This is a genomic window from Paraflavitalea devenefica (genome assembly GCF_011759375.1).
Taxonomy (GTDB): Bacteria; Bacteroidota; Bacteroidia; order Chitinophagales; family Chitinophagaceae; genus Paraflavitalea; species Paraflavitalea devenefica.
In genome coordinates this window covers 772,322-797,271 of the sequence record NZ_JAARML010000004.1, presented here as the reverse complement: position 1 = coordinate 797,271, position 24,950 = coordinate 772,322, and the positions used below count along the sequence as shown (strand labels likewise).

Sequence of the window (24,950 nt, the reverse complement as noted above, 5' to 3'; positions counted from 1 at the left end):
TTGAAGGTTTAAGAACAATAAACCCTGCGAAAGCGGGGTTTTTGTTTTAATACACAAGCACACTTACTTTCCCCGCAGTGTCTCCCGGAGGGGACGCTGCGGCCTATAATCAATAGATCAACACACTTCCCGTTTGCTCCTTATTCCCCGCTTTCCGGATAATATAGAAATACAGGCCTTTTTGTAATCCATGCAGCGGTAGTTGCTCATGTACATCTGTCAACTGGCGGTGCAATACCTGCTGGCCGGCTGCATTAAAGAAGGTAATGGTACTGTTGCCGGGATCTGCTGTAAGAATATGAAGTGTTGTTGCTGCACTGACAGGATTCGGGTAAACAATATAACCGGCGTCCTTAAAATTATACACCGTTTCCGGCTGACTGTAAATAATGACGCCATCAGTGCGGTAGATCTTCAGGCGATACGTATTAACGCCCCGGTGCAATGCATTATCTGTAACAACATATTGCAGTGCATTAACCGGCTCTATTGTTTGTATGTCCTTGTAACCGGAAATGTCCAGTTTTTCAACCGTTATCTTTTGTATGGCATACCGCGTTCCTAATTCGATCAATAAGCGGGCAGTAGTAGCATTCACAAAGTCGGCCAGGAAGCTTTTAACATAGCAACCTATTCCCTGTGTGGTATAGTTGAAAGTAAAGGCTTTCATCCCGGTATAACCGTCTGCCAGTACAGGAGCTACGGTATAATGTAAAGCGGGATTGGTGGCCTTGCTCAGCACTAGCATGGTGTCGCCGGTAGTGAGTAAAGGCTGAAGGTATTTTTCACCCAGTACATACACGATACAGGCATCAATGCCAACGGGTTTATGCCAGGTAAGCAAAAAGGAGTCGGCACAGTTGAAACCGGTATTCATATCCAGCCTTGCCGAAACAGTAAAAGTGTCGGACAGAAAAGAATGAGCGCCGGCTGTTATTCGCAGCCGGGCTGTGGTAAAAGTATCAGGCGCCTGCCACGTATAAAAGCCCTGGGCAAGGTTGGCAGTATGGGTGATGGATTGCCAGTGATTGCCATCATCGGTGGAATATTCGATATGGCCGGGATTGTTATCCGTAAAAGAAGAAGCCCAGCGGAGGATATTATTCTGGCCACCCTGCACATCATCTCCTTTGGCAGGATAATACCATTGAAACCGGTCGGCAGTATCCAGCCGCCAGGAAAGATAATAAGCCTGGGCGCCGGATGGAATGGCATAGCCCTTTACCTGTATCGTGTACGTGCCGGGCAAGGGATTGTCCAGCGTGATCTGCTCATTGTTGTTCAGACTATCCCTTTTGCGTACCGGCAGCTTTTGCAGGGAATCTGCATGCGGAAAATGACTCAATACCCAGGGCTGCCAGTGTTCGCCGGTACTGGTATTGATAAGTTCCAGGTCAAGGTCATTCACTAACGCCTTGAGGGCATTGGGAGTGGCTGGTGGGTCATACCAGCAAAGCGTCACCTTTACCTGCCGTATGCCGGCAGGAATGGAGAGGGTGGAGGTTTGTGTTTGTGCCTGGGCAATACTGCCGGCAGCATACAGGCCCTGTTGTACCGTACTAACGGCTTTAAAGGCATTCACACTACCATAGCCGGTTTGGAAATCAATGCCCGGCGCTGCCACATCATCGGCTGTATTCAGGAGGATAGCCTTTACAAGGGCGGCAGGCGGCAGTTGGCCGGTATGCTCCTTATAAGCCTGTTGCACCAACAGGCCAATACCCGAAGTAATGGCCGCGGCGCCGGAACTGCCATCTTCCCCAAAAGCTGCCAGTTCGGGTTTGATGCGCCCATCATAGGCCGGGCCTCTTGAGCTCAGTGCTTCGGGCTGATACAAGCTGTTAATAGCGCCTGTGGTGGTGATGTTCTTGCCCATCTTAAAACTCCCGGTGATATTGGCATAGTTGGGAAGGCCGGTATAAGGGCCCTGCGTGCTGGTTTGATTACCGGAATTACCGGCGGAAAAACTATGCAGCAGGTGGGCGTTGGCGATGCTGCTGGCGTCATAAGCCGCCGCATCAGCCCCGTAATAATTTTCTATACCGGTGCCATAGGAGTGGTTCTGGACCGAAATATTGTATTGCTGGTAGGCGCTGTTGGCATCCGGCAGTAGGGTAGCAAAACTCGAAGAGCTGAGCGTTACGCTCCAGGCGGCTCCCTTACCGGTATAATCACTGTTACCACCTCCTCCGATAATAGTGCCCATAATGCCTGCATGTTGCGTAACAGTGGACGAACTCAATGGAGTAGGAAGATACCTGCCCGTAAAATCAATATCCGTCGTATCGGGCTTATTTTCCTTTACAGATACGACCAGGCCATTGCCATTCAGGGCAGGTAGCAGACTGTGAACGGTATTGACCTGGTTGGCGGTATTGTCAAAACTGCTGATCACCTGTTCTTCCCGGGGTACCCGGGGCGCATCGGCAAATACTACCCAGGGGCTTTTCAATAGATTGTTTAACAATACCTTACGGGTGGTTTTGATAACCAGTAACCGGGTAAGGGCATAGGTCCCCATCACTTCCACCGGTAGTTTATTGGCTGCCACAAAAGATTTAAAACGTTCAATATCAGTAACGGTAATCCACCAGGTGGTGATGGTATTGTTGTCAACCCTGGCTTTGGGCGATAGTAAAAGAGGTGAAAGTTTTTTGCGCAGGGTGGTGCTGTCCGGCTCTTGTGCATTGACAGCCAGGCAATAGCAGCAGTAAAGGAACAGCAGGATACTGTATCTCATGGGACCGAAGGCTAATAGTATTTAAATGTAACCAATTATTGCTTATCCCGGGGCTGCCATTCGTCGGGGTTAAGCCAAGTCCGGCCCCAGGGACAGTAATAGTTGCCCGTACCTGACTATCTAATTATTTTAAATATATAAAACAATTAATGTAGAGATATTTAAGAGATATTCCAGATACAATAGGAGTGACTTATCTCTGGAATATCTCTGGATTATATGTGGATTATCTCTGGATTATCCTGCTCTTTACTGACGGCTTCACAGGTAGTGGCCTCAGCCATAGTATGCCCAGTAACATCCTCAAACCATGGCCCAACGTTCCCTAATTCTGCAATAAGGTTGCTATTCTCTTGATAAGATTTATTAATATTTATAGTACATTAGAAAAAGTTTCTATGTAAAAGGCTGTTGGTTGTAACCATTGCCTTTGTACCCACCTGATTGTTAACTACAAAACGCACATTCGTTTATGAGAAAACTACTATTATCCGTTGCCGGTATTACCGCGCTGGTTTGCCTGGTACCTGCCTGTAAGAAGAATGCTTCCACAGATGCCACGCAGGAGATCTCCCAGACTACGCTGGATAAGATCTATCAGCTTGGTTTCAGTAACAAAAATGTCTCGCTGGATGAAGAAGGTAATTATATCGTGGAGGGTGATATTTTGCTTACGGCGAAGGACCTTACTGCTACACCGGATACACGGTTTTTACGGGTTGGTACGGAAGAACAATACCGCACCAATAACCTCGTAACAGGTTTGCCCCGTACCATTACCGTGAGTCTTGCCTCACAATTGCCTTCCTCTTATGCGGCTGCGCTGGACGAGGCCCTCAGCCGGTATAATGCGCAGGGGCTGCGTATTACCTTTCAGCGTGTATCATCCGGTGCCACCATCAGCATTGTGAGAGGGAATGGCAATTACCTCGCTTCTGCCGGGTTTCCTACCAATGCCGGTAATCCGTATGGACAGGTCAAAGTGAACTCGAGGGCGATCGGCAATCAGCCGCAAAGCACAGTAGCTACTATCCTGGCCCATGAAATAGGGCACTGCATTGGTTTCCGTCACACCGATTATTTGGATCGCAGTTATAGCTGCGGCGGCCAACCGGTTAATGAAGGGGCTTCCACAGTAGGGGCTGTCTACATCCCGGGCACCGCTACCGGTCCCGATCCCAACTCCTGGATGCTGGCCTGTATTGGTTCCGGACAGAACCGCCCTTTCAACAATAATGATAAAACAGCACTGGACTTCCTGTACAAGTAATTGATATACATTGTGCTACTGCACAAAAAGTACGCCTTGTCAGCCGACAGGGCGTACTTTTTTGGTTTTCCACATTTAATCATTTGATCTTGTGGAATCTGCTTTTTGACAGAGATTTTGCTTACCTTTGCGCACTTATTTTCAGGGAGTTCCCTGCACTACAATTAAACAGAAAACAACAACAAAGTCATGGCAGACTTACGATTACAGAGAAACTTTGGTATTGCGGCACACATTGATGCCGGTAAAACCACTACTACGGAGCGTATCCTGCGCTATACCGGTATGATCCATAAAATAGGGGAGGTGCATGATGGTGCAGCTACCACTGACTGGATGGAGCAGGAAAAAGAAAGAGGTATCACCATTACCTCTGCTGCTGTTAGCTGCCAATGGAATTTCCCTACCGTAAAAGGTAAGGCCGATGCTAACACCAAAAAATATTATTTCAACATCATTGATACTCCGGGCCACGTGGACTTTACTGTAGAAGTAGAGCGTTCTATGCGTGTACTGGATGGTCTGATCGCCCTGTTCTCTGCCGTTGACGGCGTAGAGCCTCAGTCTGAGACTGTATGGCGCCAGGCTAACCGTTATAAAGTTCCCCGTATCGGTTTCGTTAACAAAATGGACCGTTCCGGCGCCGACTTCCTGATGGTGGTTAAGCAGGTAAAGGAAATGCTCGGTGCTAAAGCCGTTCCCCTGCAATTACCCATCGGTGCAGAAGATGATTTCAAAGGTGTGGTTGACCTGATCACCATGAAAGGTGTTATCTGGGATATGGCTACTGAAGGTATGACCTTTGAAGAGATCCCTGTTCCTGCTGATATGCAGGCTGAAGCTGAAGAGTGGAGACAAAACCTGATTGAAGCAGTAGCTGAATATGATGACAAACTGTTGGAGAAATTCTTCGACAATCCGGCATCTATCTCTGAAGACGAAGTACATGAAGCTATCCGTAAAGCTACCATCGATCTGAGCATCGTTCCGATGATGTGTGGTTCTTCATTCAAGAACAAAGGTGTACAAACAGCCCTGGATGCCGTTTGTCGTTACCTGCCTTCTCCTATTGATATTGAAGATACAGTAGGTACTGATCCTGATACCGGCGAGCAGATCACGCGCAAGCCCGATCCTAAAGCGCCTTTCGCTGCATTGGCCTTTAAGATCATGACCGATCCTTTCGTAGGTCGTTTGGCGTTCTTCCGTTGCTATAGCGGTCACCTCGATGCCGGTTCTTATGTATTGAACGTAAGAAGTGGTAAGAAAGAGCGTATCAGCCGTATCATGAAGATGTTTGCCAACAAACAAAACCCGATCGATTTCATCGAAGCTGGTGATATCGGCGCGGCAGTTGGTTTTAAGGAAATCAAGACCGGTGATACCCTGTGCGATGAGAACCATCCGATCACCCTGGAAAACATGTTTATTCCAGAGCCTGTAATCGCGATCGCTGTTGAGCCTAAAACACAGGCCGACGTAGATAAAATGGGTATGGCCATTGCCAAGCTGGTAGAAGAAGATCCTACCCTGCGTGTAAATACCGATGAAGATACCGGTCAAACCATCCTGCGTGGTATGGGTGAGCTGCACCTGGAGATCATCATCGACCGTATGAAACGCGAGTTCAAAGTAGAAGTTAACCAGGGTGCTCCCCAGGTGGCTTATAAAGAAGCGTTCCGTAAATCTGTTGAACACCGTGAGATCCTCAAGAAACAAACCGGTGGTCGTGGTAAGTTTGCGGACATCATTTTCGAACTCGGGCCCGCTGATGCAGAGTGGCTGGAAGCAAATCCGAAAGAGAACCTGCAGTTTGTGAATGATATCTTCGGTGGATCTATCCCCCGTGAATTCGTTCCTGCTATCCAGAAAGGATTCCAGAACTCCCTGGGCACTGGTGTATTAGCCAGCTATCCTGTGGAGAATGTGAAGGTCCGCGTATTTGATGGTAGCTTCCACCAGGTTGACTCCGACGCCATGTCTTTCGAGCTTTGCGCCAAGCAAGGTTTCCGTGAGGCAGGCCGTAAAGCGCAGCCTGTATTGCTGGAGCCCATCATGAAAGTAGAAGTAATCACTCCTGACCAATACATGGGTGACGTAACCGGTGACCTTAACCGTCGCCGTGGTATGCTGGAAGGTATGGACAGCCGCGCAGGCGCCCAGGTTATCAAAGCCAAAGTGCCCCTGAGTGAAATGTTTGGTTACGTAACACAATTGCGTAGCTTAAGCTCCGGCCGTGCTACTTCTACCATGGAGTTCAGCCACTATTCTCCTGCCCCCAACAACATCGCTGAAGAAGTGATTGCCAAGGTGAAAGGAAAAATGAAAGTGAGTGACTAAGTTTTAAAGCGCATCCTTATAAAAAAGCCCCGCCAACAAGCGGGGCTTTTTCTTGTAACCATAATAACCAATGCTAATCCTGTATCCTGGGGCATACCAGGAATTCTTTATCTATAAGCCCATCAACATAATTTTCATTAATACTGGTAGCTGTTGTAAGCACTTGCTGCAACGTATAGGTGCCACAGCCGCCCAGTGTTTTATTCGCTTCGGCCAGGAAATCATTGACTGTCCATCCGGCGAAAGTGCCGCTTCCGATCTGCATCTGTCCCAACTGTATGCCTGCCTGCCCGAAATTGGCATCATATACATCAAAGCCGGTGCTTAATGTCAGGGCTACGAGATGCCCTACCAATACATTCTTAATGGCAGCCGGGTTGGTATAGTTTTGTGTGAGCACGGCAGCCTGTCCGCCTGTAGGCAACAGGTCAGTAATGGCCTGGGCGGTGGTCAGCATTACATTATAATCAGGCGTGCATCCTACTGTTAAGCCATTGGGAAATGCGGCTGCAAAATTGGCGTGTAAATAGGTGCCGGCATTATTGCCATTGGGTTCTGCGCCCCAGCCACCGGGTGTTTGAGTCCTTAACTGGCCGCAATCGCCAGGTGGTGGTGGCGGACAATCCTGCCTGCAATACCTGAAGGCGCTTTGCCATTCGGCGCTGCCGATGATCTCACCATCATATGGGTAGGCGAATGCGCAACCCCAGGTACCGTATTCACCGATCAGTTGTATACTGAGGCTCATCCAGATACAATCATCAGACTGGAAATTGCTGACGGGGATCTGAATGGTATCCGTACTTTTTGTCTGCGGTGCATAAGTCTTTTGGCGGTCGAACAGGAAGGGGCCATCGCAGGCTGACCAGTTGATCTGGTTGCTGAGGTAATCCGTTACATGCTGTTGCGATCCGAATACCGCCGTAACCTTGGCCAGGTACATACCCTGAATACCACTGTTTAATTGTACAATGATATTGTTGGCATCATTGCTGATGACAATATCTCCCCAATCAATAACACCTCCCATATCCATCATGTCTTTTACTAACGGATCTCCGCAGTTGGTGGTACTTGAATTAAGGGCTACAGATTCGACAGGGCCGGTTTCTTCCTGTGTTTTTTGTTGGTTGACATCTTTCTGGCAGCAAATGAAAAGCAGCATAATGGCCAATACGCCATTAATGGAAAGTAATTTTTTCATAATGGAAGTTTTGCGTTTAAAAACAGAGATTATAAAAGAGGAGTATTGGGCGATGAAATGGGGGAGTTTAAAATAGGAAAGAAGGATAACTGAAATTATAACATAAATTTATATAATAAAAATTTTATTCCAGGCTAAACAAATTAGTAAAAAAGGGGTGCCTCCCGGATTCTTATAGCTGCCTAACGTTACCTGCCTTCGCACTTATTAGCCAAAACAGCACAGTTACCCCATTATTCTGCACAGTTAGTGGTTTGTGTGGCGAAATGCAGCGTTCCTTTCATATATTGCACCGTAGCCCCTAAACTACATGGCTTTTGATTAGTGCAGCCCTTTATTGGGCAGCAACTCTCCCCAAAGTGATCGTTCAATAGCAATGATGAACGCACTTAAAGGGCCTCTCTCCGGAGGGGCTTTTTTATTGGCTCCCTTTATTAAAGAGTTATTAAAACCCTCAGGGGCATTAAACTTCCTCTTTCGCCGGGATTCAAACAACCGGTAACAAGCAAACCCCGTAGGGTTCAGTACAATAGATTCTTCTTTGGTCAAAGGATACACACACGCTCCCTGTGAAAAGGAAGCTATGGTTAGCAGAGTCCCGGCAGTTGGCCGGGATTTTTTTATTTGGTTAATCCCGGTTAAGCCGGATTCAGACTTTTACTTTAATTTCCCGCCCTAAATTTTTACGCATGAATAGTAAGTCCACCTTCTTTACAAGGCTGGTTGGTGTATGTCTGGGCCTCTTTTCCATGTACCTGGTACAAGCCCAGGGAGCTGTCAAATGGGCCAAAGATGGCAATAGTTATTATAGTGCACAGGGCGGGGAACTGGTACAGTTTGTACTGCCCCAAAATACCAAAACGGTATTGCTTACCAAGGAACAACTTACCCCACAGGGGCAGAAGCCTTTAACGTTCAGGAGCTTTTCTTTTTCAGAAGATGATAAAAAGGTCCTGCTGTTTACCAATACCAAGAAGGTATGGCGCCTGAACACCCGGGGCGACTATTGGGTATATGACCGGAGTGCCAATACTTTGAAACAGGTGGGCAAAGGCCGTCCTGCTTCCTCACTGATGTTTGCCAAGTTCTCTCCCGATGCTTCCAAAGTGGCTTACGTAAGTGAGTACAACCTGTACGTGGAAGACCTGGCCAGTGGCGCTGTGACACAACTGACTACTGATGGCAACCGCAAGCTCATCAACGGTACTTTTGATTGGGTGTATGAAGAAGAGTTTTTCTGCCGTGATGGTTTCCGCTGGAGCCCCGATAGCAAGCAGATCGCCTACTGGCAGATAGATGCCAAGAATACCAAGGATTACCTGATGGTAAATAATACAGATTCCATTTACCCCTTTGCCGTGCCGGTGGAGTACCCCAGTGCAGGCGAGGCGCCCTCTCCCTTCAAGGTGGGTGTAGTAAATATTGCCACTGCGCAAACCAAATGGATGGCCATTCCTACCGATCCGGTATGGCAAAGTTATGTGCCCCGGGCAGAGTGGGCAGCCAACAGTACAGAGCTGATCATTCAGCACCTGAACCGTAAACAGAACCAAAGCCAGTTGATGCTGTGCAATGTGCAGAGCGGTGCGGCGCAAACCATTTATACCGAGAAAGATTCTGCCTGGATAGATATCCTGCCTTTATGGGACAATGATTATATCTGGGGAGGCTGGGATTGGCTGAATGGCGGAAAGGAATTTGTATGGGCTTCTGAAAAAGACGGCTGGCGCCATTTATACCGGGTAAGCCGCGACGGCAAAAAGGAAACGCTGATCACAGCAGGCAATTACGATGTGATGGAGATTACCTGTATTGATGAGAAAGGCGGGTATGTATATTTCATGGCATCACCTGATAATGCTACCCAGAAGTATTTGTATCGCACCAAGCTGGATGGTAAGGGCAAGGCTGAACGGGTGTCCCCAGCCAGTCAGCAGGGCACGCACGATTATGATGTATCGCCCAATGCGAAGTTTGCCCAGCATGTATTTTCCAATTACTACACCGGTTATACGACTGAACTGATTTCCCTGGCCGACCATAAGGGCGTAAACGGAGAGAATAAAGTAGCTGATGCGGTGGCCAAGGTCGATAAATCAAAAGCGAAAGTGGAGTTCTTTAAAGTAAAGACTTCCGAAGGGGTGGAGATGGATGCCTGGATGGTGAAGCCGGAGAATTTTGATGAGAAGAAGAAGTATCCCGTGGTATTTTATGTGTATACCGAGCCCTGGGGACAGAATGTAAAGGACCAGTATGGCGTGGAAAACAATTTCCTGTACCAGGGTAGTATGGCCAAAGATGGCTATATCTATATTTCCATTGATAACAGGGGAACACCTGTTCCCAAAGGAAGGAACTGGCGCAAGATCGTGTACCGTAAGATCGGGCTGGTGAATATTAAAGACCAGGCGTTGGCGGCTGCCGAGATCCTGAAATGGACTTTTGTGGATACCAGCCGGGTGGCTGTGTGGGGATGGAGTGGCGGCGGTTCTGCCACCCTCAACCTGATGTTCCAGTTCCCGGAGATCTATAAAACCGGTATTTCCGTGGCAGCAGTAGGCAATCAGCTTACGTATGACAATATTTACCAGGAACGCTATATGGGATTGCCACAGGAGAACAGGGAGGATTTTGTAAAAGGGTCACCTGTTACTTATGCAAAGAACCTGAGGGGTAACCTGCTGTATATTCATGGTACGGGCGATGATAATGTGCATTATAACAATGCCGAAATGCTCATTAATGAACTGGTAAAATACAACAGGCAGTTCCAGGTGATGTCTTATCCCAACCGTACGCATAGTATTTCGGAAGGGCCAGGCACTTACCAGCACCTGTCTACCTTATATACCAATTACCTCAAACAACATTGCCCTCCGGGCGGCAGGTAGTATATAGTTACCTGGTTATAAAAACGGTGAGCCACCTTTGGAAGGTGACCCACCGTTTTTATTTTAGCTCCACTATGTGGCGGAATTGAAAATTATCATGCTCAATCCATACGGCTTTGGTGATTCCCCATTGCTGCATCAGTTGTTGGGCCTTTGTCCTGTTTTCCGCATTCGTGATGTTGCGGCCGGCATAGTATTCGATCATAGGGTAGGTGGTCTCTCCCAAATACATAAAGATCTTGTGGTCGGCCGGGACTTGTTTTAATTCCCTGCCCAATACTTCAAAGGTATTATAAGCCATACCATCCCGCGAGCGGGGACCCGGTCTGTTGATGTAATAGTATTGCGCCGTTGAGAACAGCAGGAACAGTCCGCCTATTACATAAGCCGCCCTGCCTTTAAAAGCTGTTAAGAACAGGCGGCCGCCTATATAAGCGAGCAATATGCCTGCCGGGATAAGCGCAAAATCATGTGCGGAAGACCAACTGATCAATACCACTTCATATATTATTACTGCAGCGCCATAGATATACAGGAAGCGCTTTTCCTGGTCTGAGAGCAGTAGACGGACTTTTTGCAGCTTCAACCCGAAAGCGCTGGCAATGATCAGCACAACCAGCGGCAGGTAACTGGTTATGAAATGCCCAAGCAGCCAGGCCAGCATTTGCCATAAAGGCGTTTCACCATTGGCAATGCTGCGATCCCCGAAACGCAATTGCCAATACCGGGATACAGCCGGCCAGCCGGCATACGAGGCAAATTGCCCAAACACAAGCGCCATGCCTGTAAGCGTGGCTATGAACAGCACCGATGCCAGCAGCAGGTATTGTTTATCCCGCCTGCGCCTGAATAGTATCCATAGGGTGGTACAAAAGCAAATAAATACGGGCAACCAGTCCATGTACACCAACAATATGACCAGCAGGCCCAGCCCCAGCAAACGCAGGAAGGTAATTTTTTGAGGTGATTGCAGCATGGGCAGTAATACCATGAGCGTAGCCATTACAACAGGAAGGATAATGGCCGTATGCACGTACCCGTTTCCGGAATACCACAACATGCCTGGTGTAAACTGGAGCAGTAAACAGCCTGCTACTACAAAAAGATAACGGCCGGATGCGCCGGGCGGGATGAGTTGCCGGAAAAAGTAAAAGGCCAGCAGGAGGGTTATAAGGTTGAAGAACAGGTTAAGGATACGCAGGTAAACCGGCTCGACCGGCAGATCAAAAATTTCATAAACAAAATAGGGGATCATATACCAGGCAGGCCCCAGGGAAAGGTATAGCTGGTTACCTGCACTATCAATGTATACTGCTTTCTCCGCGTGCTTATCACCGGTATTTTGATAGTTCATTACCGGGGTATAGTGAAATTTTTCCCCGCCACCGGCCTGGCGCCAGGATTCAAGGTTGATGAGTATGAGTGCTGTTATAAACTCATGGTGCTTGGAAACGGGGCGATTGAGATTGGGAACGCGTACCAATACACTAAGGATGAACGTCAGTAGAACAATGAATAAAGCCTGTCTTTTCTGAAGAGTTATTCCCATATTGGTCATCCGGTTATTAAAATGTTCTCAATTTAGTTTTTCTTAACGTCAACACGTGTCTGTGTAGGATAAATTAGCTGCAAAACCCCTCCTCTATGAAGTTTATTTTACATCACCAACCAGGCCATTACCGAGATACCCGCCAAACAGTTTACCGACTCCAAAATGGCTTTTAAAGGTGCCTTCCCCCGCCGGGTTAAAACAGCCCGGTTTTCGGCCGACAATTCCCCGCTTGTTTTTACCAGCTATCTTACCTTGCTGGGCGAAGATCCGGCCAAAGAGGCCCGGGAATACCAGCAGCATTTCTTTGTATCGGAATTGATCAAAAATGCGCCGGAAAGGGGCATCCTGATGGTAGATACGATCGCCAACAGGTTCTTTGTGGCTGAATACAGTGAGGTAAAAAAGATCTATCAGACTGGTTATGTGATAGTTAATGGTAGAGCCATGTTGTCCAACCCAGTATTGCCCCGGAAGCCGGCAGGTGCCTTTCTCCCTGCCCGCAGGTAGCCGGAAAGGACTGCGGGCCATCAAATTATTCCTCCGGAAGGGAAAATTTTTGGTTAATTCTTTTGTAAGTAAGTAAACAGCCCTTACCTTTGCATCCCCATTAGAAAAATGGGATTGAACTATGTCTCAACGAATCAGAATCAAATTACAGTCTTACGATCACAACCTGGTAGACAAATCTGCTGAGAAAATCGTGAAGACAGTGCGTAGCACCGGAGCGGTAGTAACAGGTCCTATTCCTTTACCTACCCGTAAGAAGATCTTTACCGTTTTGCGTTCACCGCACGTGAATAAAAAGAGCCGTGAGCAGTTCCAGTTGTGCACGCATAAGCGTTTACTGGACATCTATACTTCTTCCAGCCGTACGGTGGATGCCCTGAGTAAGCTGGACTTACCCAGTGGTGTGGAAGTTGAGATCAAAGCCTGATAAAGCATTTGATGAACCCTGTCAGGGTTCTAAAATCCTGACAGGGTTTTTTCATGATAATACTACCCTGCGTAGTAAAGTTCTTTCAAACCCATCTGCAAACTTTGTTACCGGTGGTAACAGATAAAGCAGCGCTGGGTAATATAAACAGATAGTCTGACGGGCGTAAAGCCTGCAGGTTTTATAAACATTAAATATGAACTGACCCTTCGAGGTTAGTTTACTACCGGTACTTCGAAGTCTGCGGTTTTCATTCAAGGTGAAATAAAGCAGGCAATAAAAGAAAAGGTCGGTAGCAAACGGGGATTGAAGTTGCCATGGTTGTGCCTTCTCTGTCCGCCCGGACAGCAAGGTTGTGACAATCATACCGCAAATGTCTCTTAAACCGAGAAGGCAAAAACGAACAACGATGAAAGGAATTATTGGCAAAAAAATCGGGATGACCAGCATCTTCAGCCCTGATGGTAAGCAAACAAGCTGCACCATCATCGAGGCCGGTCCCTGTGTTGTGACCCAGGTCAAAACAAAAGACACTGATGGTTACAGCGCTGTGCAGTTAGCATTCGGCGACAAGAAAGAAAAGCACACACTCGCTTCAGAAAAGAATCACTTCGCAAAGGCCAATACAGCCGCCAAAAAATTTGTAAAAGAGTTCCGTGATTATTCCATAGAGAAAGCTCTGGGAGAATCTATTACTGTTGACATTTTCACTGAAGGTGAAAAAGTTGAAGTAGTAGGTACTACCAAGGGTAAAGGTTTCCAGGGTGTTGTAAAACGCCATGGATTCAGTGGGGTAGGTGAGCAGTCTCACGGTCAGCACGACCGTCAGCGTGCCCCGGGTTCTATCGGTAACTCATCCGATGCTTCCCGCGTATTCAAAGGTATGCGCATGGCCGGCCGGATGGGTCAGGACCGCGTGAAAGTAAAAGGATTGAAAGTGGTGAAGATCTTCCCTGAGAAGAACTATATCCTGGTAAGCGGCTCTGTTCCCGGACACAACGGATCAATTGTATTAATTCAAAAATAACAACGTCAGGAAATTGACAACTGTAACAAGAAGTCTTCTTTCTGAACTGAAAAATAGCGTACGATGCAAGTAGATGTATTAAATATAAGCGGTAAGAAAACAGGTCGCTCAGTAGAGTTGCCCGATGAGATCTTTGGTGCTGAGCCAAATGATCACGTGATCTACCTGGCTGTTAAGCAATTTCTGGCTGCACAACGTCAGGGTACACACAAAGTGAAAACCCGTGCGGAAGTACATGGTTCCAGCAAAAAGCTGCACCGTCAAAAGGGTACCGGTGGTTCCCGTAAAGGTAACCTGCGTGCCCCTATCTTTAAAGGTGGTGGTACCATCTTCGGACCTAAGCCTCATGGTTATGATTTCAAACTGAACCGTAAAGTGAAGGACCTGGCCAAGATCAGCGCCCTTTCTTATAAGGCTAAGGAAAATGCTATCGTAATCATTGAAGACCTCAACCTGGATACACCTAAGACAAAGACATTTGTTGGTGCACTGAAAGCATTGAACATCGACAATAAAAAATCTCTGGTTATTCTGCCCGAGTACAACGACAACCTGTACCTGAGCCTGCGTAACGTGCCTTCTGTAAACGGAGCACTGATCGCCGACATGAATACGTACGATATCGTAAATGCCGATGTACTGGTATTGACTGAAAGCGCAGCTAAGATATTCGTTGATGACGAAGCTGAAGTAAGCGCATAATCATTCTTAAATTATCAAATTAGAGTTATATGAAACTCGCAGAAGTATTGATAAAGCCGATTGTAACTGAGAAAAGCAATAAGCTCTCCGATAAGAGCAGGACTTATGCTTTCCGTGTTAGTCGCAAAGCCAATAAACTGGAAATCAAGAAAGCGGTAGAAGGTTTTTACAGTGTGAATGTAATTGATGTGAACACCGTAGTGGTTCCCGGTAAGGCTAAGAGCCGTTTCACCAAGGCCGGATTCATTTCCGGAGTTAAGCCGGCTTACAAGAAAGCGTATGTAACCGTAGCTGAAGGTGAAGCTATTGACCTGTACGCTAACATCTAATCCACCCGCCTCTGCGGAGGCAGGAAAGAATGGCGCGTCAAACGCCGCAAAGTATTGACAAACGATTTTTAACACAGAATAAGTATTAAAACATGGCACTGAAAAAGTATAAACCAATTACCGCCGGAACACGCTGGAGAATTGGCAATGCATATGAAGAAGTGACAACGAATGTTCCTGAGAAAAGCCTGGTAGAAAAAGTAAAGTCTACTGGTGGCCGTAACGTACAGGGACGCCGCGCTATGCGCTATATCGGTGGCGGTCACAAAAAGATGTACCGTATCATCGACTTCAAGAGAAATAAGAAAGATATCGCAGGAACTGTGGTTTCTATTGAATATGATCCGAACCGTACTGCTTTCATCGCGCTGCTGAACTATGCAGACGGTGAAAAAAGATATATCCTGGCTCCCCAGGGCTTACAGGTAGGTACTACCGTAATTGCCGGTGATGCCGTTGCCCCTGAAATCGGTAATGCCCTTCAGATGAAGAACATGCCGCTGGGTACCAACGTTCACAACATCGAAATGCAACCTGGTCAGGGTGGTAAGCTGGTACGCAGTGCCGGTACTTCTGCCCAACTGACCAACAAGGAAGAAAGATACGCGATATTGAAAATGCCTTCCGGTGAGTTGAGAAAAGTATTGATCAATTGCTATGCTACTGTAGGTATCGTAAGCAATGGTGATCATAACCTGGAAATGGCAGGTAAGGCCGGTCGTAACCGTTGGAAAGGTATCCGCCCCCGCAACCGTGGTGTAGCGATGAACCCTGTAGATCACCCGATGGGTGGTGGTGAAGGTAAAGCTTCCGGTGGTCACCCACGTTCAAGGACTGGTAAGTACGCTAAAGGTGAAAAGACACGTACAAGGGGTAAGGGAAGCGATAAGCTGATCATCCAACGTAAGAATGGTAAAAAATTAGCTAAATAATCAAGCGCTGATTTTAAATCTTCAAATTTTCAAACTTAAGTATATATGGCTCGTTCGATAAAAAAAGGTCCTTATGTAGCCGCGAAGCTGGAACAAAGAGTATTGTCTGTAAACGAAGGCAAAGCCAAGAAAGGTGTTATCAAAACCTGGAGCCGTCGTTCTACCATTACTCCGGACTTTGTAGGTCATACCTTCGCCGTGCACAACGGTAATAAATTCATCCCGGTTTACGTGACTGAATTTATGGTTGGCCATAAGCTGGGTGAGTTTGCACCTACGCGCAACTTTAAAGGACACTCAAGTAAAAAAGTAGCTTAATTAGTTTATAGTTTACTGTTTATGGTTTGTAGTTCTATAACCATAAACTAAAACTACAGACCACAAACATTATAAAATGGAAGCAGTAGCTAAACTTAGAAATTATCCCACATCACCCCGCAGAATGCGTTTGCTGGCTGATGAGATCCGCGGTGTAGAAGTGGAGAAAGCCCTGGCTTTGCTGGAACACCATCCGCAACATTCCGCCACTCCTTTGTACAAGCTGTTGAAAAGCGCTATTAACAACTGGGAGCAGAAGAATGAAGGCAAGAGTGCTGCTGATGCTGCACTGGTGGTAAAAACAATCTTTGTAGACGGTGCCCGCACCCTGAAAAGGATGTTGCCCGCTCCACAGGGAAGAGCGTATCGCTTACGTAAGCGCAGCAATCACGTAACGATCATTGTAGACGCAAAAGCTTAATTATAAAATTTTCAAATTAGAATAAATGGGTCAGAAAACAAATCCTATTGGTGCCAGGTTAGGGATTATCCGCGGTTGGGAATCTAACTGGTATGGTAACAAAAAAGATTTTTCTACCAAGTTGATCGAGGATAACAAGATCAGGACTTACCTGAATGCCCGTATCAATAAAGGTGGTATCTCCAAGATCGTTATTGAGCGTACGCTGAATAAACTGATCGTTACCATTCATACCTCCAAGCCCGGTATCATCATAGGTAAAGGTGGTGGCGAAGTAGACCGTATTAAGGAAGAGCTGAAGAAGCTGACTGGTAAAGATGATGTGCAGATCAACATCCTGGAGATCCGCCGTCCTGAACTGGATGCGATGATCGTAGGTGATACTATTGCCCGCCAGATCGAAAACCGTATTAACTACAAACGCGCTATCAAGATGGCGATCGCTTCTGCCCTCCGTATGGGTGCTGAAGGTATCAAGATCAAGGTAAGCGGCCGTTTGGGTGGTGCTGAAATTGCCCGTACGGAAGAAATTAAACAAGGTCGTACACCATTGCACACACTGCGTATGGATATTGATTACGCCAACGTGTTTGCACTGACTGTATATGGTAAAATAGGTATCAAGGTATGGATCTGTAAAGGTGAAATCCTTGGCAAACGTGACCTGAACCCCAATTTCGTGGGTGGTAAGAGTGACGTAAGCGACCGCAGGGACCGCCGGGAAGGTGATGACCAGAGAGGTGGTGAAAGAAGAGGTGGCGATCGTGGCGGTGACCGCAGGGGCGGTGGCGACCGTGGTCGTGGTGGTGACCGCAGAGGCGGTGGTGGCGGTGGATTCCGCGGTGGAAACAACAGAAGAGGATAGCAGGGTAGTGGGAACAATACCCCAGCCCGTCAGGACTCTTCAAAAATTATCAAATTTTCAAATTGTTAATAGATGTTACAGCCTAAAAGAACGAAACACAGGAAAGCGCAGAAAGGCCGCATCCGGGAAGTAGCAAAACGTGGTACTACCATTTCTTTTGGTTCTTTCGGTCTGAAAGCCCTGGAACCAATATGGTTAACCAACCGTCAGATCGAAGCTGCCCGTCAGGCGCTCACCCGTTCCATGAAACGTGAAGGTAATGTGTGGATACGCATTTTCCCTGATAAACCAGTTACCCGCAAGCCTCAGGAAGTGCGGATGGGTAAAGGTAAAGGTAACCCCGAGTTCTGGGCTGCTGTAGTGGAACCAGGTCGCATCATTTTCGAATGCGATGGTGTAAGCGAAGCAACAGCAAAGCAAGCGCTTGAGCTGGCTGCACAAAAGCTGCCGATCAAGACTAAATTCATCGTTCGCCGGGATTACCAGGCGTAAGCCAGGGAGCTAAGGTGAGTATTTGAAAATATTCAAATTGTATATCATGTCTAAGAGAATTGATTTTGTAAAAAGCCTGAAAGATCTTTCCGAAGCTGACCTGAAGGCCAGGATCCAGGAAGATGAACTGCGCTTGAAGAAGCTGGAGTTCGCTCATGCTATCTCCCCCCTGGAGAACCCGATGAGCATCCGCGGTCTTCGTAAAGACCTGGCTCGCCTGAAAACTGAGCTGAAGCAGAAACAACAGGCTGTATAATACAGCAGCAAGCTACGAGCAGTGAGCTACGAGCTGCGAGCATAAAACAGAAGTTGATAATTAAATTATAAGCCGAGAGTTCAAGCTCAAAGCTGGTAGCTAAAAAGCTAAATAACATGTTAGATAGAAATTTGCGTAAAACAAGAACTGGTGTTGTAACCAGCAACAAAATGGCTAAAACCATTACGGTTGCGGTAGAAAGAAAAGTAAAACACCCGATCTATGGTAAGTTCGTAAAGAAGACCACCAAGTTCCATGCTCATGATGAAAAGAATGAGTGCACTGTAGGTGATGTGGTAAAGATCATGGAAACCCGTCCGCTCAGCAAAACAAAGCGCTGGAGACTGGTAGAGGTGGTAGAAAAAGCGAAGTAATCAGAAGAAGCTGTGCTACGAGCCCCGAGCTACGAGCCAAGTATCAAATATAATTGTATCAATGCTCGAAGCTCGAAGCTAAGAGCTCAAAGCTTAACAAAATGATTCAGCAAGAAAGCAGATTAAACGTAGCTGATAATAGTGGTGCCAAAGAAGTATTGTGTATCCGCGTGCTGGGTAACAGTGGCCAGGATTACGCGAAGATCGGCGATAAGATTGTTGTTACCGTAAAGGATGCTATTCCTGCCGGTGGTATTAAGAAAGGTACCGTTACAAAAGCTGTCATCGTTCGTACCAAGAACAAGCTGCGCCGTAAAGACGGATCTTATATCCGTTTTGACGACAATGCAGTGGTGCTGTTGAACGCTTCTGATGAGCCCCGTGGTACCCGTATCTTCGGACCTGTTGCGCGTGAACTGCGTGATAAGGGTTATATGAAGATTATATCCCTGGCCCCGGAAGTACTGTAGTGAGTAGTGAGTGGTGAATTGTGAGAAACTAACTCACCACTGACAATTAACAACTCACAAAACAAGCTTAAGTCAATAATTCTCTTTAAGAGATAAAGCATACGAAAATGAGCAATAGATTTAAACCGAAGTTCAATATTAAAAAAGGTGACACCGTGGTGGTGATTACCGGTGACGATAAAGATGTAAAGAAGCCCCGCAAGGTACTGGAAGTATTTCCCGACAAGGAAAGAGTACTGGTAGAAGGAGTGAACATCGTTACCCGTCACACCAAGCCTTCCGCCCGCGATACCAAAGGTGGTATTGTAAAGAAGGAAGCCGCTATTCACATTTCCAATGTGATGCTGTGGGATGCGAAGAAAGGTGAAGCTACCAAGGCAAAACGTACCCGCGAAAATGGTAAACTGGTACGTGTTTCCAAAAAATCCGGTGAAGTTATAAAATAACCGGCCCATTGCTCCACAGGTCATGCAGGCCGGCGGGGTGAGAGGAGTGATTATAGTAAAGTACAAACTCTATAACAATGAGCACAACAAAATATTCTCCGAGATTAGCAGACAAGTACAAGAAAGACGTTGTACCTGCCCTGATGAAGCGTTTTAACTACGACAGCGTTATGCAGGTTCCCCGTCTGGAAAAGATCTGCCTGAACCGTGGTGTAAATGGAGCCGTAACTGATAAGAAGCTGGTAGATGTGGCTGTTGATGAACTTACACAGATCACCGGTCAGAAAGCGGTTACTACCATGTCCAAGAAGGATATCTCTAACTTCAAACTGCGTAAGAACATGCCTATCGGCGCCCGTGTTACTTTGCGTGGTGTGAAGATGTATGAGTTCCTGGACAGACTGATCTCTACTGCTTTACCCCGTGTACGTGACTTCAAGGGGATCAATGAAAAAGCATTTGATGGTCGCGGTAACTACACCCTCGGTGTTACTGAACAAATCATTTTCCCGGAGATCGATATTGATAAAGTAAATAAGATCACTGGTCTTGATATTACTTTCGTAACTACGGCTGGTACCAACGAAGAAGCATTTGAGCTGCTGAAAGAAATGGGTATGCCGTTCAAGAAGAAAGACTAATCTGAAGTCGGAGGTCCGAAGTCAGAAGCCTGAAATCGGACACGAAATATAAAATACAAATCCGGAATCCGGAGCAAAGCTTGGGGTTTCGACATTTTAAATTCGAATTTGTAATTATTATGGCAAAAGAGTCAGTAAAAGCCAGACAAAGGAAAAGAGAACGCATGGTAGCTCAGTATGCTGAAAAGCGTGCTGCTTTAAAGGCTGCCGGAGAATGGCAGGCATTGGATGAACTGCCGAAGAATTCTTCTAAAGTTCGTCTGAAGAACCGCTGTCAGTTAACTGGTCGTCCCAAGGGATATATCCGTTACTTCGGCCTCTCCCGTGTTACCTTCCGTGAGATGGCCCTTAACGGCAAGATCCCGGGTGTGCGTAAGGCTTCCTGGTAATAAACGCATTGCAGGATATGAGATATGGTAATTATCAGTCCCGTATCGGTCCATCCTGTGTGTAAGAGATTCAAACATATTCTGAACTGATACAATAACTTATATAATAATGGTAACAGATCCTATAGCAGATTTTCTGACCAGAGTTCGTAATGCGCAACTGGCCGGTCACCGGATTGTAGAAATTCCGGCTTCTAACCTTAAAAAGCGTATCACAGAGATTCTGTATGATCAAGGCTACATCCTGAAATACAAATTTGAGGATGATAACAAGCAAGGCGTGATCAAGATCGCCCTGAAGTACGATCCCCAATCCAAAGAGCCTGCTATCAGGTCACTGGAAAGGGTAAGCCGTCCGGGTTTACGTCAGTATGCCAGCCCTGCTGAATTCAAACGTGTGAAGAATGGTTTAGGCGTTGCCATCATCAGCACTTCGAAAGGAGTGATGACCGATAAGCAAGCTAAAGTGCAGAACGTAGGTGGCGAAGTGCTTTGCTATATCTATTAAGAGCTGCAGGCTTTGAGCTTCGGCCTGATTCATGGAAGTTACCGATACATTAAGCCGGTCCTATACCAGGCTGATCGGTTGGTAACAAGAAACAATAAACAGAAAACATTAAACTGATTTTTATGTCTCGTATAGGTAAACAACCCGTAGTAGTGCCCGCTGGTGTTACTGCTACCATAGGAAAAGACAATGTGCTGACCGTAAAAGGCCCTAAAGGTGAGCTGAAGCAAGCCATTGATCGTGATATTACTGTAGAAGTGAAAGATAATACGATCACTTTTGCACGTCCTACTGACCAGATCCGCCACCGCGCTATGCATGGTTTATACCGTGCGTTGGTTGCCAACCTGGTTAAAGGCGTAACAGAAGGTTATAAAAGAAACCTGGAGCTGGTGGGTGTAGGTTATAAAGCCTCCAACCAGGGTAACCTGCTTGACCTGTCACTCGGTTACTCTCACAATATCATTTTTGAAATACCCAAGGAATTGAAACTGACTACTTCCCAGGAAAAAGGGGAGAATCCGAAGATCAGCCTGGAAGGTATCGACAAGCAACTGATTGGTCAGGTTGCTGCCAAACTGCGCAGCCTGCGTAAGCCAGAGCCCTACAAAGGAAAAGGTGTTAAGTATGCTGGTGAGGTTATCCGTCGTAAAGCTGGTAAGGCTGCTGGTAAATAATTTGAAAATTAACCGCCCGGCAGTATCGGGCGGTATAAAATAAAGAGCAATGAATAAATTAGTTAAAAGACAGAAAATCCGCTACCGGATCCGTAAGAAAGTATCCGGCACCAGCCAAAAACCAAGGCTGTCTGTTTTCAGGAGCAATACAGATATTTATGTGCAACTGATTGACGACGTTTCCGGTAAAACTTTGGCCGCGGCTTCTTCTAAGGACAAGGATATTGCTGCCCAGAAAGGGACCAGGATCGAAAAGAGCAAGCTGGTAGGTCTGGCAATTGCCCGTAAGGCTACTGAATTAGGCATTAACATCATCATTTTTGATCGTGGTGGTAACCTGTATCATGGCCGGGTAAAGAGTGTAGCTGATGGCGCCCGTGAAGGTGGTTTGCAATTCTAATTCCTTAGCGTATTTACAAATAAAATCGTCAAATCGAAATAATGGCAAAAGTTAATTTAAACAGAGTTAAAGCCGGCGATCTTGAGCTGAAAGAAAAAGTGGTAGCCATCAACCGGGTGGTAAAAACCACTAAAGGTGGTCGTGCCTTCAGTTTTTCTGCCCTCGTAGTTGTGGGTAATGAAAATGGTGTGGTTGGTCATGGTCTCGGTAAAGCCAAAGAAGTACAGGAAGCTATTACCAAAGGCATTGAAGATGCCAAGAAGAACCTCATAAAAGTGCCTATCATGCACGGTACTATCCCTCACGATCAGTGGGCGAAAGTAGGTGCTGCCAAGGTATTGATCAAGCCAGCCGCTCATGGTACCGGTGTAATTGCCGGAGGTAGCATGCGTGCTGTATTGGAAAGCGTTGGTATTACCGACGTACTGGCTAAATCTCTTGGTTCTGCTAACCCGCACAACGTGGTGAAAGCTACTTTTGGTGCGCTGGCGCTGCTGCGTGAGCCGGTTACCATCGCCAAGCAACGTAAACTGAACCTGAAGAAAGTATTTAACGGATAACTATCAGCCGGGAGTCGGGAGGCGGTAGCCGGATGGCGACCGTTACCTGACAGATGGTTGATCATAATGATTAAATCATGAGCAAGATTAAGATCACTTTAGTAAAAAGTGGAATTGACAGACCTGAACGTCAGAAGTTAACGCTTCAGGCATTGGGCTTGAATAAGCTGAATTCTACCAAAGAAGTGGAAGCAACTCCGCAAATACTGGGTATGGTGCGTAAAGTAACCCACCTGGTAACAGTAGAAGAGGTTAAGTAATTATCAAATTAAAAAGCGAGGGGAGATTCCCCGTTGAGTAAAAATCAAAAAACATGAAATTACACAGCATTAAGCCCGCAGAAGGCGCAACGCATAGAGAAAAAAGATTAGGTCGTGGTGAAGCATCCGGAAAGGGTGGTACCTCTACCAAAGGTAACAAAGGTGGTCAGAGCCGTGCCGGTTACCAACGTAAGAACGCGCATGAAGGTGGTCAGATGCCTATCCAGCGCCGTTTGCCAAAACGTGGTTTTACTAATATAAACAGGGTTGAGTACAAGGTGTTTAACCTCGGCCAAGTAGATCACCTCGTTGAAAAGTATGAACTGAAAGAATTCTCCCTGGAGAACCTGTATATCAATGGCCTGGTTAGCCGTACCGACCTGGTGAAAATATTGGGTAATGGCGAGCTGAAAAGCAAGGTAGCCTTCAAGGTGAATGCGATCAGCGAAAAAGCCAAAGCTGCCATTGAAGCAGCCGGCGGTACTGTGGAAATTGTAAAGTAATTTTACGTAACTTGCATAGACGCATCTCCGAATGCGTCTTTTTTTGTTAACGACAGAGGCCATCATAATAAATTTCTGGATTCCGTGAAAAAATTCATACAAACCCTGAAGAATATCTGGAGTATTGAGGAGCTGAAGAGTAAGATCCTGGTGACCATTACCCTGATAGCTGTATATCGCCTCGGTACACACATCGTACTGCCCGGTATTGATCCTACCAAGATCAATACGGCCGCATCCGGCGGTGGTATCCTGGGCCTGATTGATGCTTTTGCCGGCGGCGCCTTTTCACAGGCTTCCATCCTGGCATTGGGTATCATGCCTTATATCTCCGCTTCGATCTTCATGCAGTTGATGACCATCCTCTATCCCCCCTTCCAGAAGATGCAAAAAGAAGGAGAGAGTGGTCGTAAAAAGATCAACCAATACACTCGCTATCTTACTGTAGCCGTTGCTATCCTGCAGGCCAGCGCCTATGTGGCTTACCTGCACCAGACGAACAAGGATGCCATGGTACAAGCCTATTCTTCTTATTTCTGGCTCTCTACCACTGTTATTCTCAGCGCCGGCACATTATTCGTGATGTGGCTGGGTGAAAAGATCACTGATAAAGGGCTGGGTAACGGTAGCTCCGTAATCATCATGGTGGGTATCCTGGCTCGCCTTCCGCAATCATTGATGCAGGAATGGTCAGCCAAAACCACTACCGGAAGCGGCCGTGGTATATTGCTTTTTGTGATAGAGATCGCTGTACTGGTAGCCATTATTATGGGACTGATCATCCTCATCCAGGGGGTTCGTAAGATACCTGTACAGTATGCCAAACAAATTGTAGGTAACCGCCAGTTTGGTGGCGCCCGCCAGTTCCTGCCCATCAAGGTGAACAGTGCTGGTGTAATGCCTATCATCTTTGCACAGGCCATTATGTTCCTGCCTACTTTGTTGTCCAACTTTGACTCTACCCGTGGATTGGCCAGAATATTTGGCGATCACAGCAACTTCTGGTATATGCTAATCTATGCTGTAATGGTGATTGGTTTTACCTTCCTGTATACAGCGCTGATCTTTAATCCCAAGCAAATTGCTGATGATCTTAAACGTAACAATGGGTTCATTCCCGGTGTGAAACCCGGCCAGCCTACAGCCGATTATATTGGCTCTGTAATGGATAAGATCACGTTGCCAGGCGCTGTATTACTGGCTGTAGTAGGTATCCTGCCCGGATTTGCGCAACGTTTGGGCATTTCACAGTCTTTTTCTTCCTTTTTTGGAGGAACTTCCCTGCTGATCATGGTGGGTGTTGTCCTGGATACACTGCAACAAATTGAAACTCAACTTTTGATGCGTCAATACGATGGTTTGATGAAGAGTGGACGCGTACAGGGTCGTCAGGCAGTATCGCCCGCCTCCCTGTAATACCTCATTATACAACTTTAAAACCTGGCAACT

At 46.7% G+C, this 24,950-nt stretch carries 29 protein-coding genes; 26 read left to right on the top strand and 3 right to left on the bottom strand.

Features of this window, described 5'->3' with window-relative positions; all coding sequences use genetic code 11:
- Window positions 1-109 precede the first annotated feature (109 nt).
- Window positions 110-2,740: a S8 family serine peptidase gene (locus tag HB364_RS24785; protein ID WP_167291013.1), complete on the bottom strand. Its 2,631-nt coding sequence runs from the start codon at window positions 2,738-2,740 to the stop codon at window positions 110-112.
- A gap of 472 nt (window positions 2,741-3,212) precedes the next feature.
- Here HB364_RS24785 and HB364_RS24780 point away from each other — a divergent pair, with 472 nt between their 5' ends.
- Together HB364_RS24780 and fusA are read left to right on the top strand one after the other, a co-directional pair.
- Entirely contained in the window at window positions 3,213-4,010 is a 798-nt protein-coding gene (locus tag HB364_RS24780; RefSeq protein ID WP_167291012.1) for a M57 family metalloprotease, read from the top strand.
- Window positions 4,011-4,199: 189 nt separating this feature from the next.
- On the top strand, window positions 4,200-6,350 hold the full coding sequence (fusA, locus tag HB364_RS24775) for an elongation factor G (protein ID WP_167291011.1): 2,151 nt from the start codon (window positions 4,200-4,202) through the stop codon (window positions 6,348-6,350).
- 73 nt (window positions 6,351-6,423) lie between these two features.
- Here the strand turns inward: fusA and HB364_RS24770 are convergent, their stop codons facing one another.
- A complete protein-coding gene (locus HB364_RS24770) occupies window positions 6,424-7,554 on the bottom strand; it encodes a hypothetical protein (protein ID WP_167291010.1) in 1,131 nt (376 codons plus the stop codon).
- Between the two features lie 689 nt (window positions 7,555-8,243).
- Here HB364_RS24770 and HB364_RS24765 point away from each other — a divergent pair.
- On the top strand, window positions 8,244-10,445 hold the full coding sequence (locus HB364_RS24765; protein WP_167291009.1) for a S9 family peptidase: 2,202 nt from the start codon (window positions 8,244-8,246) through the stop codon (window positions 10,443-10,445).
- Window positions 10,446-10,503: 58 nt separating this feature from the next.
- Here the strand turns inward: HB364_RS24765 and HB364_RS24760 are convergent, their stop codons facing one another.
- A complete protein-coding gene (locus tag HB364_RS24760) occupies window positions 10,504-11,994 on the bottom strand; it encodes a hypothetical protein (protein ID WP_167291008.1) in 1,491 nt (496 codons plus the stop codon).
- Between the two features lie 165 nt (window positions 11,995-12,159).
- Here HB364_RS24760 and HB364_RS24755 point away from each other — a divergent pair, with 165 nt between their 5' ends.
- The 23 genes from HB364_RS24755 (at window position 12,160) to secY (ending at window position 24,917) form a co-directional block, all read left to right on the top strand.
- Window positions 12,160-12,504, top strand: a complete 345-nt coding sequence (locus HB364_RS24755) for a hypothetical protein (protein ID WP_167291007.1) — start codon at window positions 12,160-12,162, stop codon at window positions 12,502-12,504.
- 121 nt (window positions 12,505-12,625) lie between these two features.
- Window positions 12,626-12,931, top strand: a complete 306-nt coding sequence (gene rpsJ, locus HB364_RS24750; RefSeq protein ID WP_014220852.1) for a 30S ribosomal protein S10 — start codon at window positions 12,626-12,628, stop codon at window positions 12,929-12,931.
- A 409-nt stretch (window positions 12,932-13,340) separates the two neighbouring features.
- Window positions 13,341-13,958, top strand: a complete 618-nt coding sequence (gene rplC / locus HB364_RS24745; protein WP_167291006.1) for a 50S ribosomal protein L3 — start codon at window positions 13,341-13,343, stop codon at window positions 13,956-13,958.
- Window positions 13,959-14,021: 63 nt separating this feature from the next.
- Entirely contained in the window at window positions 14,022-14,660 is a 639-nt protein-coding gene (rplD, locus tag HB364_RS24740) for a 50S ribosomal protein L4 (protein ID WP_167291005.1), read from the top strand.
- Window positions 14,661-14,689: 29 nt separating this feature from the next.
- Window positions 14,690-14,989 carry a 50S ribosomal protein L23 gene (gene rplW, locus HB364_RS24735; RefSeq protein ID WP_167291004.1) on the top strand — a complete coding sequence of 100 codons (300 nt, stop codon included), beginning with the start codon at window positions 14,690-14,692 and terminating at the stop codon, window positions 14,987-14,989.
- Between the two features lie 92 nt (window positions 14,990-15,081).
- A complete protein-coding gene (gene rplB / locus HB364_RS24730; protein ID WP_167291003.1) occupies window positions 15,082-15,921 on the top strand; it encodes a 50S ribosomal protein L2 in 840 nt (279 codons plus the stop codon).
- Window positions 15,922-15,966: 45 nt separating this feature from the next.
- Window positions 15,967-16,239 carry a 30S ribosomal protein S19 gene (rpsS, locus tag HB364_RS24725; RefSeq protein WP_167291002.1) on the top strand — a complete coding sequence of 91 codons (273 nt, stop codon included), beginning with the start codon at window positions 15,967-15,969 and terminating at the stop codon, window positions 16,237-16,239.
- A gap of 76 nt (window positions 16,240-16,315) precedes the next feature.
- Complete coding sequence (rplV, locus tag HB364_RS24720; RefSeq protein WP_167291001.1) at window positions 16,316-16,660, top strand: 50S ribosomal protein L22; 345 nt, start codon at window positions 16,316-16,318, stop codon at window positions 16,658-16,660.
- A gap of 25 nt (window positions 16,661-16,685) precedes the next feature.
- Window positions 16,686-17,525 carry a 30S ribosomal protein S3 gene (rpsC, locus tag HB364_RS24715; RefSeq protein WP_167291000.1) on the top strand — a complete coding sequence of 280 codons (840 nt, stop codon included), beginning with the start codon at window positions 16,686-16,688 and terminating at the stop codon, window positions 17,523-17,525.
- A gap of 72 nt (window positions 17,526-17,597) precedes the next feature.
- Window positions 17,598-18,017 carry a 50S ribosomal protein L16 gene (rplP, locus tag HB364_RS24710; protein WP_167290999.1) on the top strand — a complete coding sequence of 140 codons (420 nt, stop codon included), beginning with the start codon at window positions 17,598-17,600 and terminating at the stop codon, window positions 18,015-18,017.
- A 46-nt stretch (window positions 18,018-18,063) separates the two neighbouring features.
- Window positions 18,064-18,273 (top strand): 50S ribosomal protein L29, encoded by a 210-nt coding sequence (gene rpmC, locus HB364_RS24705; RefSeq protein WP_167290998.1) that lies wholly within the window; start codon window positions 18,064-18,066, stop codon window positions 18,271-18,273.
- A 116-nt stretch (window positions 18,274-18,389) separates the two neighbouring features.
- The gene (gene rpsQ, locus HB364_RS24700; RefSeq protein WP_167290997.1) at window positions 18,390-18,647 is read left to right on the top strand and encodes a 30S ribosomal protein S17; all 258 of its coding nucleotides are present in this window, start codon (window positions 18,390-18,392) and stop codon (window positions 18,645-18,647) included.
- A 101-nt stretch (window positions 18,648-18,748) separates the two neighbouring features.
- Window positions 18,749-19,117 carry a 50S ribosomal protein L14 gene (gene rplN, locus HB364_RS24695; protein ID WP_167290996.1) on the top strand — a complete coding sequence of 123 codons (369 nt, stop codon included), beginning with the start codon at window positions 18,749-18,751 and terminating at the stop codon, window positions 19,115-19,117.
- A gap of 107 nt (window positions 19,118-19,224) precedes the next feature.
- Window positions 19,225-19,563 (top strand): 50S ribosomal protein L24, encoded by a 339-nt coding sequence (gene rplX, locus HB364_RS24690; protein ID WP_167290995.1) that lies wholly within the window; start codon window positions 19,225-19,227, stop codon window positions 19,561-19,563.
- A 77-nt stretch (window positions 19,564-19,640) separates the two neighbouring features.
- Window positions 19,641-20,204: a 50S ribosomal protein L5 gene (gene rplE, locus HB364_RS24685; protein ID WP_167290994.1), complete on the top strand. Its 564-nt coding sequence runs from the start codon at window positions 19,641-19,643 to the stop codon at window positions 20,202-20,204.
- Between the two features lie 119 nt (window positions 20,205-20,323).
- Window positions 20,324-20,593, top strand: coding sequence for a 30S ribosomal protein S14 (rpsN, locus tag HB364_RS24680; protein WP_167290993.1), 270 nt, complete (start codon window positions 20,324-20,326; stop codon window positions 20,591-20,593).
- A 109-nt stretch (window positions 20,594-20,702) separates the two neighbouring features.
- Complete coding sequence (gene rpsH, locus HB364_RS24675) at window positions 20,703-21,101, top strand: 30S ribosomal protein S8 (protein ID WP_167290992.1); 399 nt, start codon at window positions 20,703-20,705, stop codon at window positions 21,099-21,101.
- A gap of 122 nt (window positions 21,102-21,223) precedes the next feature.
- On the top strand, window positions 21,224-21,778 hold the full coding sequence (gene rplF, locus HB364_RS24670; RefSeq protein ID WP_167290991.1) for a 50S ribosomal protein L6: 555 nt from the start codon (window positions 21,224-21,226) through the stop codon (window positions 21,776-21,778).
- Window positions 21,779-21,827: 49 nt separating this feature from the next.
- Complete coding sequence (gene rplR, locus HB364_RS24665) at window positions 21,828-22,178, top strand: 50S ribosomal protein L18 (RefSeq protein WP_167290990.1); 351 nt, start codon at window positions 21,828-21,830, stop codon at window positions 22,176-22,178.
- A 41-nt stretch (window positions 22,179-22,219) separates the two neighbouring features.
- Window positions 22,220-22,738 (top strand): 30S ribosomal protein S5, encoded by a 519-nt coding sequence (gene rpsE, locus HB364_RS24660; protein ID WP_167290989.1) that lies wholly within the window; start codon window positions 22,220-22,222, stop codon window positions 22,736-22,738.
- A gap of 77 nt (window positions 22,739-22,815) precedes the next feature.
- A complete protein-coding gene (gene rpmD / locus HB364_RS24655) occupies window positions 22,816-22,998 on the top strand; it encodes a 50S ribosomal protein L30 (RefSeq protein WP_167290988.1) in 183 nt (60 codons plus the stop codon).
- A gap of 53 nt (window positions 22,999-23,051) precedes the next feature.
- Complete coding sequence (gene rplO / locus HB364_RS24650; RefSeq protein WP_167290987.1) at window positions 23,052-23,501, top strand: 50S ribosomal protein L15; 450 nt, start codon at window positions 23,052-23,054, stop codon at window positions 23,499-23,501.
- 84 nt (window positions 23,502-23,585) lie between these two features.
- Window positions 23,586-24,917 (top strand): preprotein translocase subunit SecY, encoded by a 1,332-nt coding sequence (gene secY / locus HB364_RS24645; protein WP_167290986.1) that lies wholly within the window; start codon window positions 23,586-23,588, stop codon window positions 24,915-24,917.
- The last annotated feature ends 33 nt before the right edge of the window (window positions 24,918-24,950 follow it).

Excerpts from the sequence above, each read along its gene's own strand:
- HB364_RS24785 (WP_167291013.1), bottom strand. The coding sequence starts at position 2,740 with ATGAGATACAGTATCCTGCTGTTCCTTTACTGCTGCTATTGCCTGGCT.
- HB364_RS24780 (WP_167291012.1), top strand. The coding sequence starts at position 3,213 with ATGAGAAAACTACTATTATCCGTTGCCGGTATTACCGCGCTGGTTTGC.
- fusA (WP_167291011.1), top strand. The coding sequence starts at position 4,200 with ATGGCAGACTTACGATTACAGAGAAACTTTGGTATTGCGGCACACATT.
- HB364_RS24770 (WP_167291010.1), bottom strand. The coding sequence starts at position 7,554 with ATGAAAAAATTACTTTCCATTAATGGCGTATTGGCCATTATGCTGCTT.
- HB364_RS24765 (WP_167291009.1), top strand. The coding sequence starts at position 8,244 with ATGAATAGTAAGTCCACCTTCTTTACAAGGCTGGTTGGTGTATGTCTG.
- HB364_RS24760 (WP_167291008.1), bottom strand. The coding sequence starts at position 11,994 with ATGGGAATAACTCTTCAGAAAAGACAGGCTTTATTCATTGTTCTACTG.
- HB364_RS24755 (WP_167291007.1), top strand. The coding sequence starts at position 12,160 with ATGGCTTTTAAAGGTGCCTTCCCCCGCCGGGTTAAAACAGCCCGGTTT.
- rpsJ (WP_014220852.1), top strand. The coding sequence starts at position 12,626 with ATGTCTCAACGAATCAGAATCAAATTACAGTCTTACGATCACAACCTG.
- rplC (WP_167291006.1), top strand. The coding sequence starts at position 13,341 with ATGAAAGGAATTATTGGCAAAAAAATCGGGATGACCAGCATCTTCAGC.
- rplD (WP_167291005.1), top strand. The coding sequence starts at position 14,022 with ATGCAAGTAGATGTATTAAATATAAGCGGTAAGAAAACAGGTCGCTCA.
- rplW (WP_167291004.1), top strand. The coding sequence starts at position 14,690 with ATGAAACTCGCAGAAGTATTGATAAAGCCGATTGTAACTGAGAAAAGC.
- rplB (WP_167291003.1), top strand. The coding sequence starts at position 15,082 with ATGGCACTGAAAAAGTATAAACCAATTACCGCCGGAACACGCTGGAGA.
- rpsS (WP_167291002.1), top strand. The coding sequence starts at position 15,967 with ATGGCTCGTTCGATAAAAAAAGGTCCTTATGTAGCCGCGAAGCTGGAA.
- rplV (WP_167291001.1), top strand. The coding sequence starts at position 16,316 with ATGGAAGCAGTAGCTAAACTTAGAAATTATCCCACATCACCCCGCAGA.
- rpsC (WP_167291000.1), top strand. The coding sequence starts at position 16,686 with ATGGGTCAGAAAACAAATCCTATTGGTGCCAGGTTAGGGATTATCCGC.
- rplP (WP_167290999.1), top strand. The coding sequence starts at position 17,598 with ATGTTACAGCCTAAAAGAACGAAACACAGGAAAGCGCAGAAAGGCCGC.
- rpmC (WP_167290998.1), top strand. The coding sequence starts at position 18,064 with ATGTCTAAGAGAATTGATTTTGTAAAAAGCCTGAAAGATCTTTCCGAA.
- rpsQ (WP_167290997.1), top strand. The coding sequence starts at position 18,390 with ATGTTAGATAGAAATTTGCGTAAAACAAGAACTGGTGTTGTAACCAGC.
- rplN (WP_167290996.1), top strand. The coding sequence starts at position 18,749 with ATGATTCAGCAAGAAAGCAGATTAAACGTAGCTGATAATAGTGGTGCC.
- rplX (WP_167290995.1), top strand. The coding sequence starts at position 19,225 with ATGAGCAATAGATTTAAACCGAAGTTCAATATTAAAAAAGGTGACACC.
- rplE (WP_167290994.1), top strand. The coding sequence starts at position 19,641 with ATGAGCACAACAAAATATTCTCCGAGATTAGCAGACAAGTACAAGAAA.
- rpsN (WP_167290993.1), top strand. The coding sequence starts at position 20,324 with ATGGCAAAAGAGTCAGTAAAAGCCAGACAAAGGAAAAGAGAACGCATG.
- rpsH (WP_167290992.1), top strand. The coding sequence starts at position 20,703 with ATGGTAACAGATCCTATAGCAGATTTTCTGACCAGAGTTCGTAATGCG.
- rplF (WP_167290991.1), top strand. The coding sequence starts at position 21,224 with ATGTCTCGTATAGGTAAACAACCCGTAGTAGTGCCCGCTGGTGTTACT.
- rplR (WP_167290990.1), top strand. The coding sequence starts at position 21,828 with ATGAATAAATTAGTTAAAAGACAGAAAATCCGCTACCGGATCCGTAAG.
- rpsE (WP_167290989.1), top strand. The coding sequence starts at position 22,220 with ATGGCAAAAGTTAATTTAAACAGAGTTAAAGCCGGCGATCTTGAGCTG.
- rpmD (WP_167290988.1), top strand. The coding sequence starts at position 22,816 with ATGAGCAAGATTAAGATCACTTTAGTAAAAAGTGGAATTGACAGACCT.
- rplO (WP_167290987.1), top strand. The coding sequence starts at position 23,052 with ATGAAATTACACAGCATTAAGCCCGCAGAAGGCGCAACGCATAGAGAA.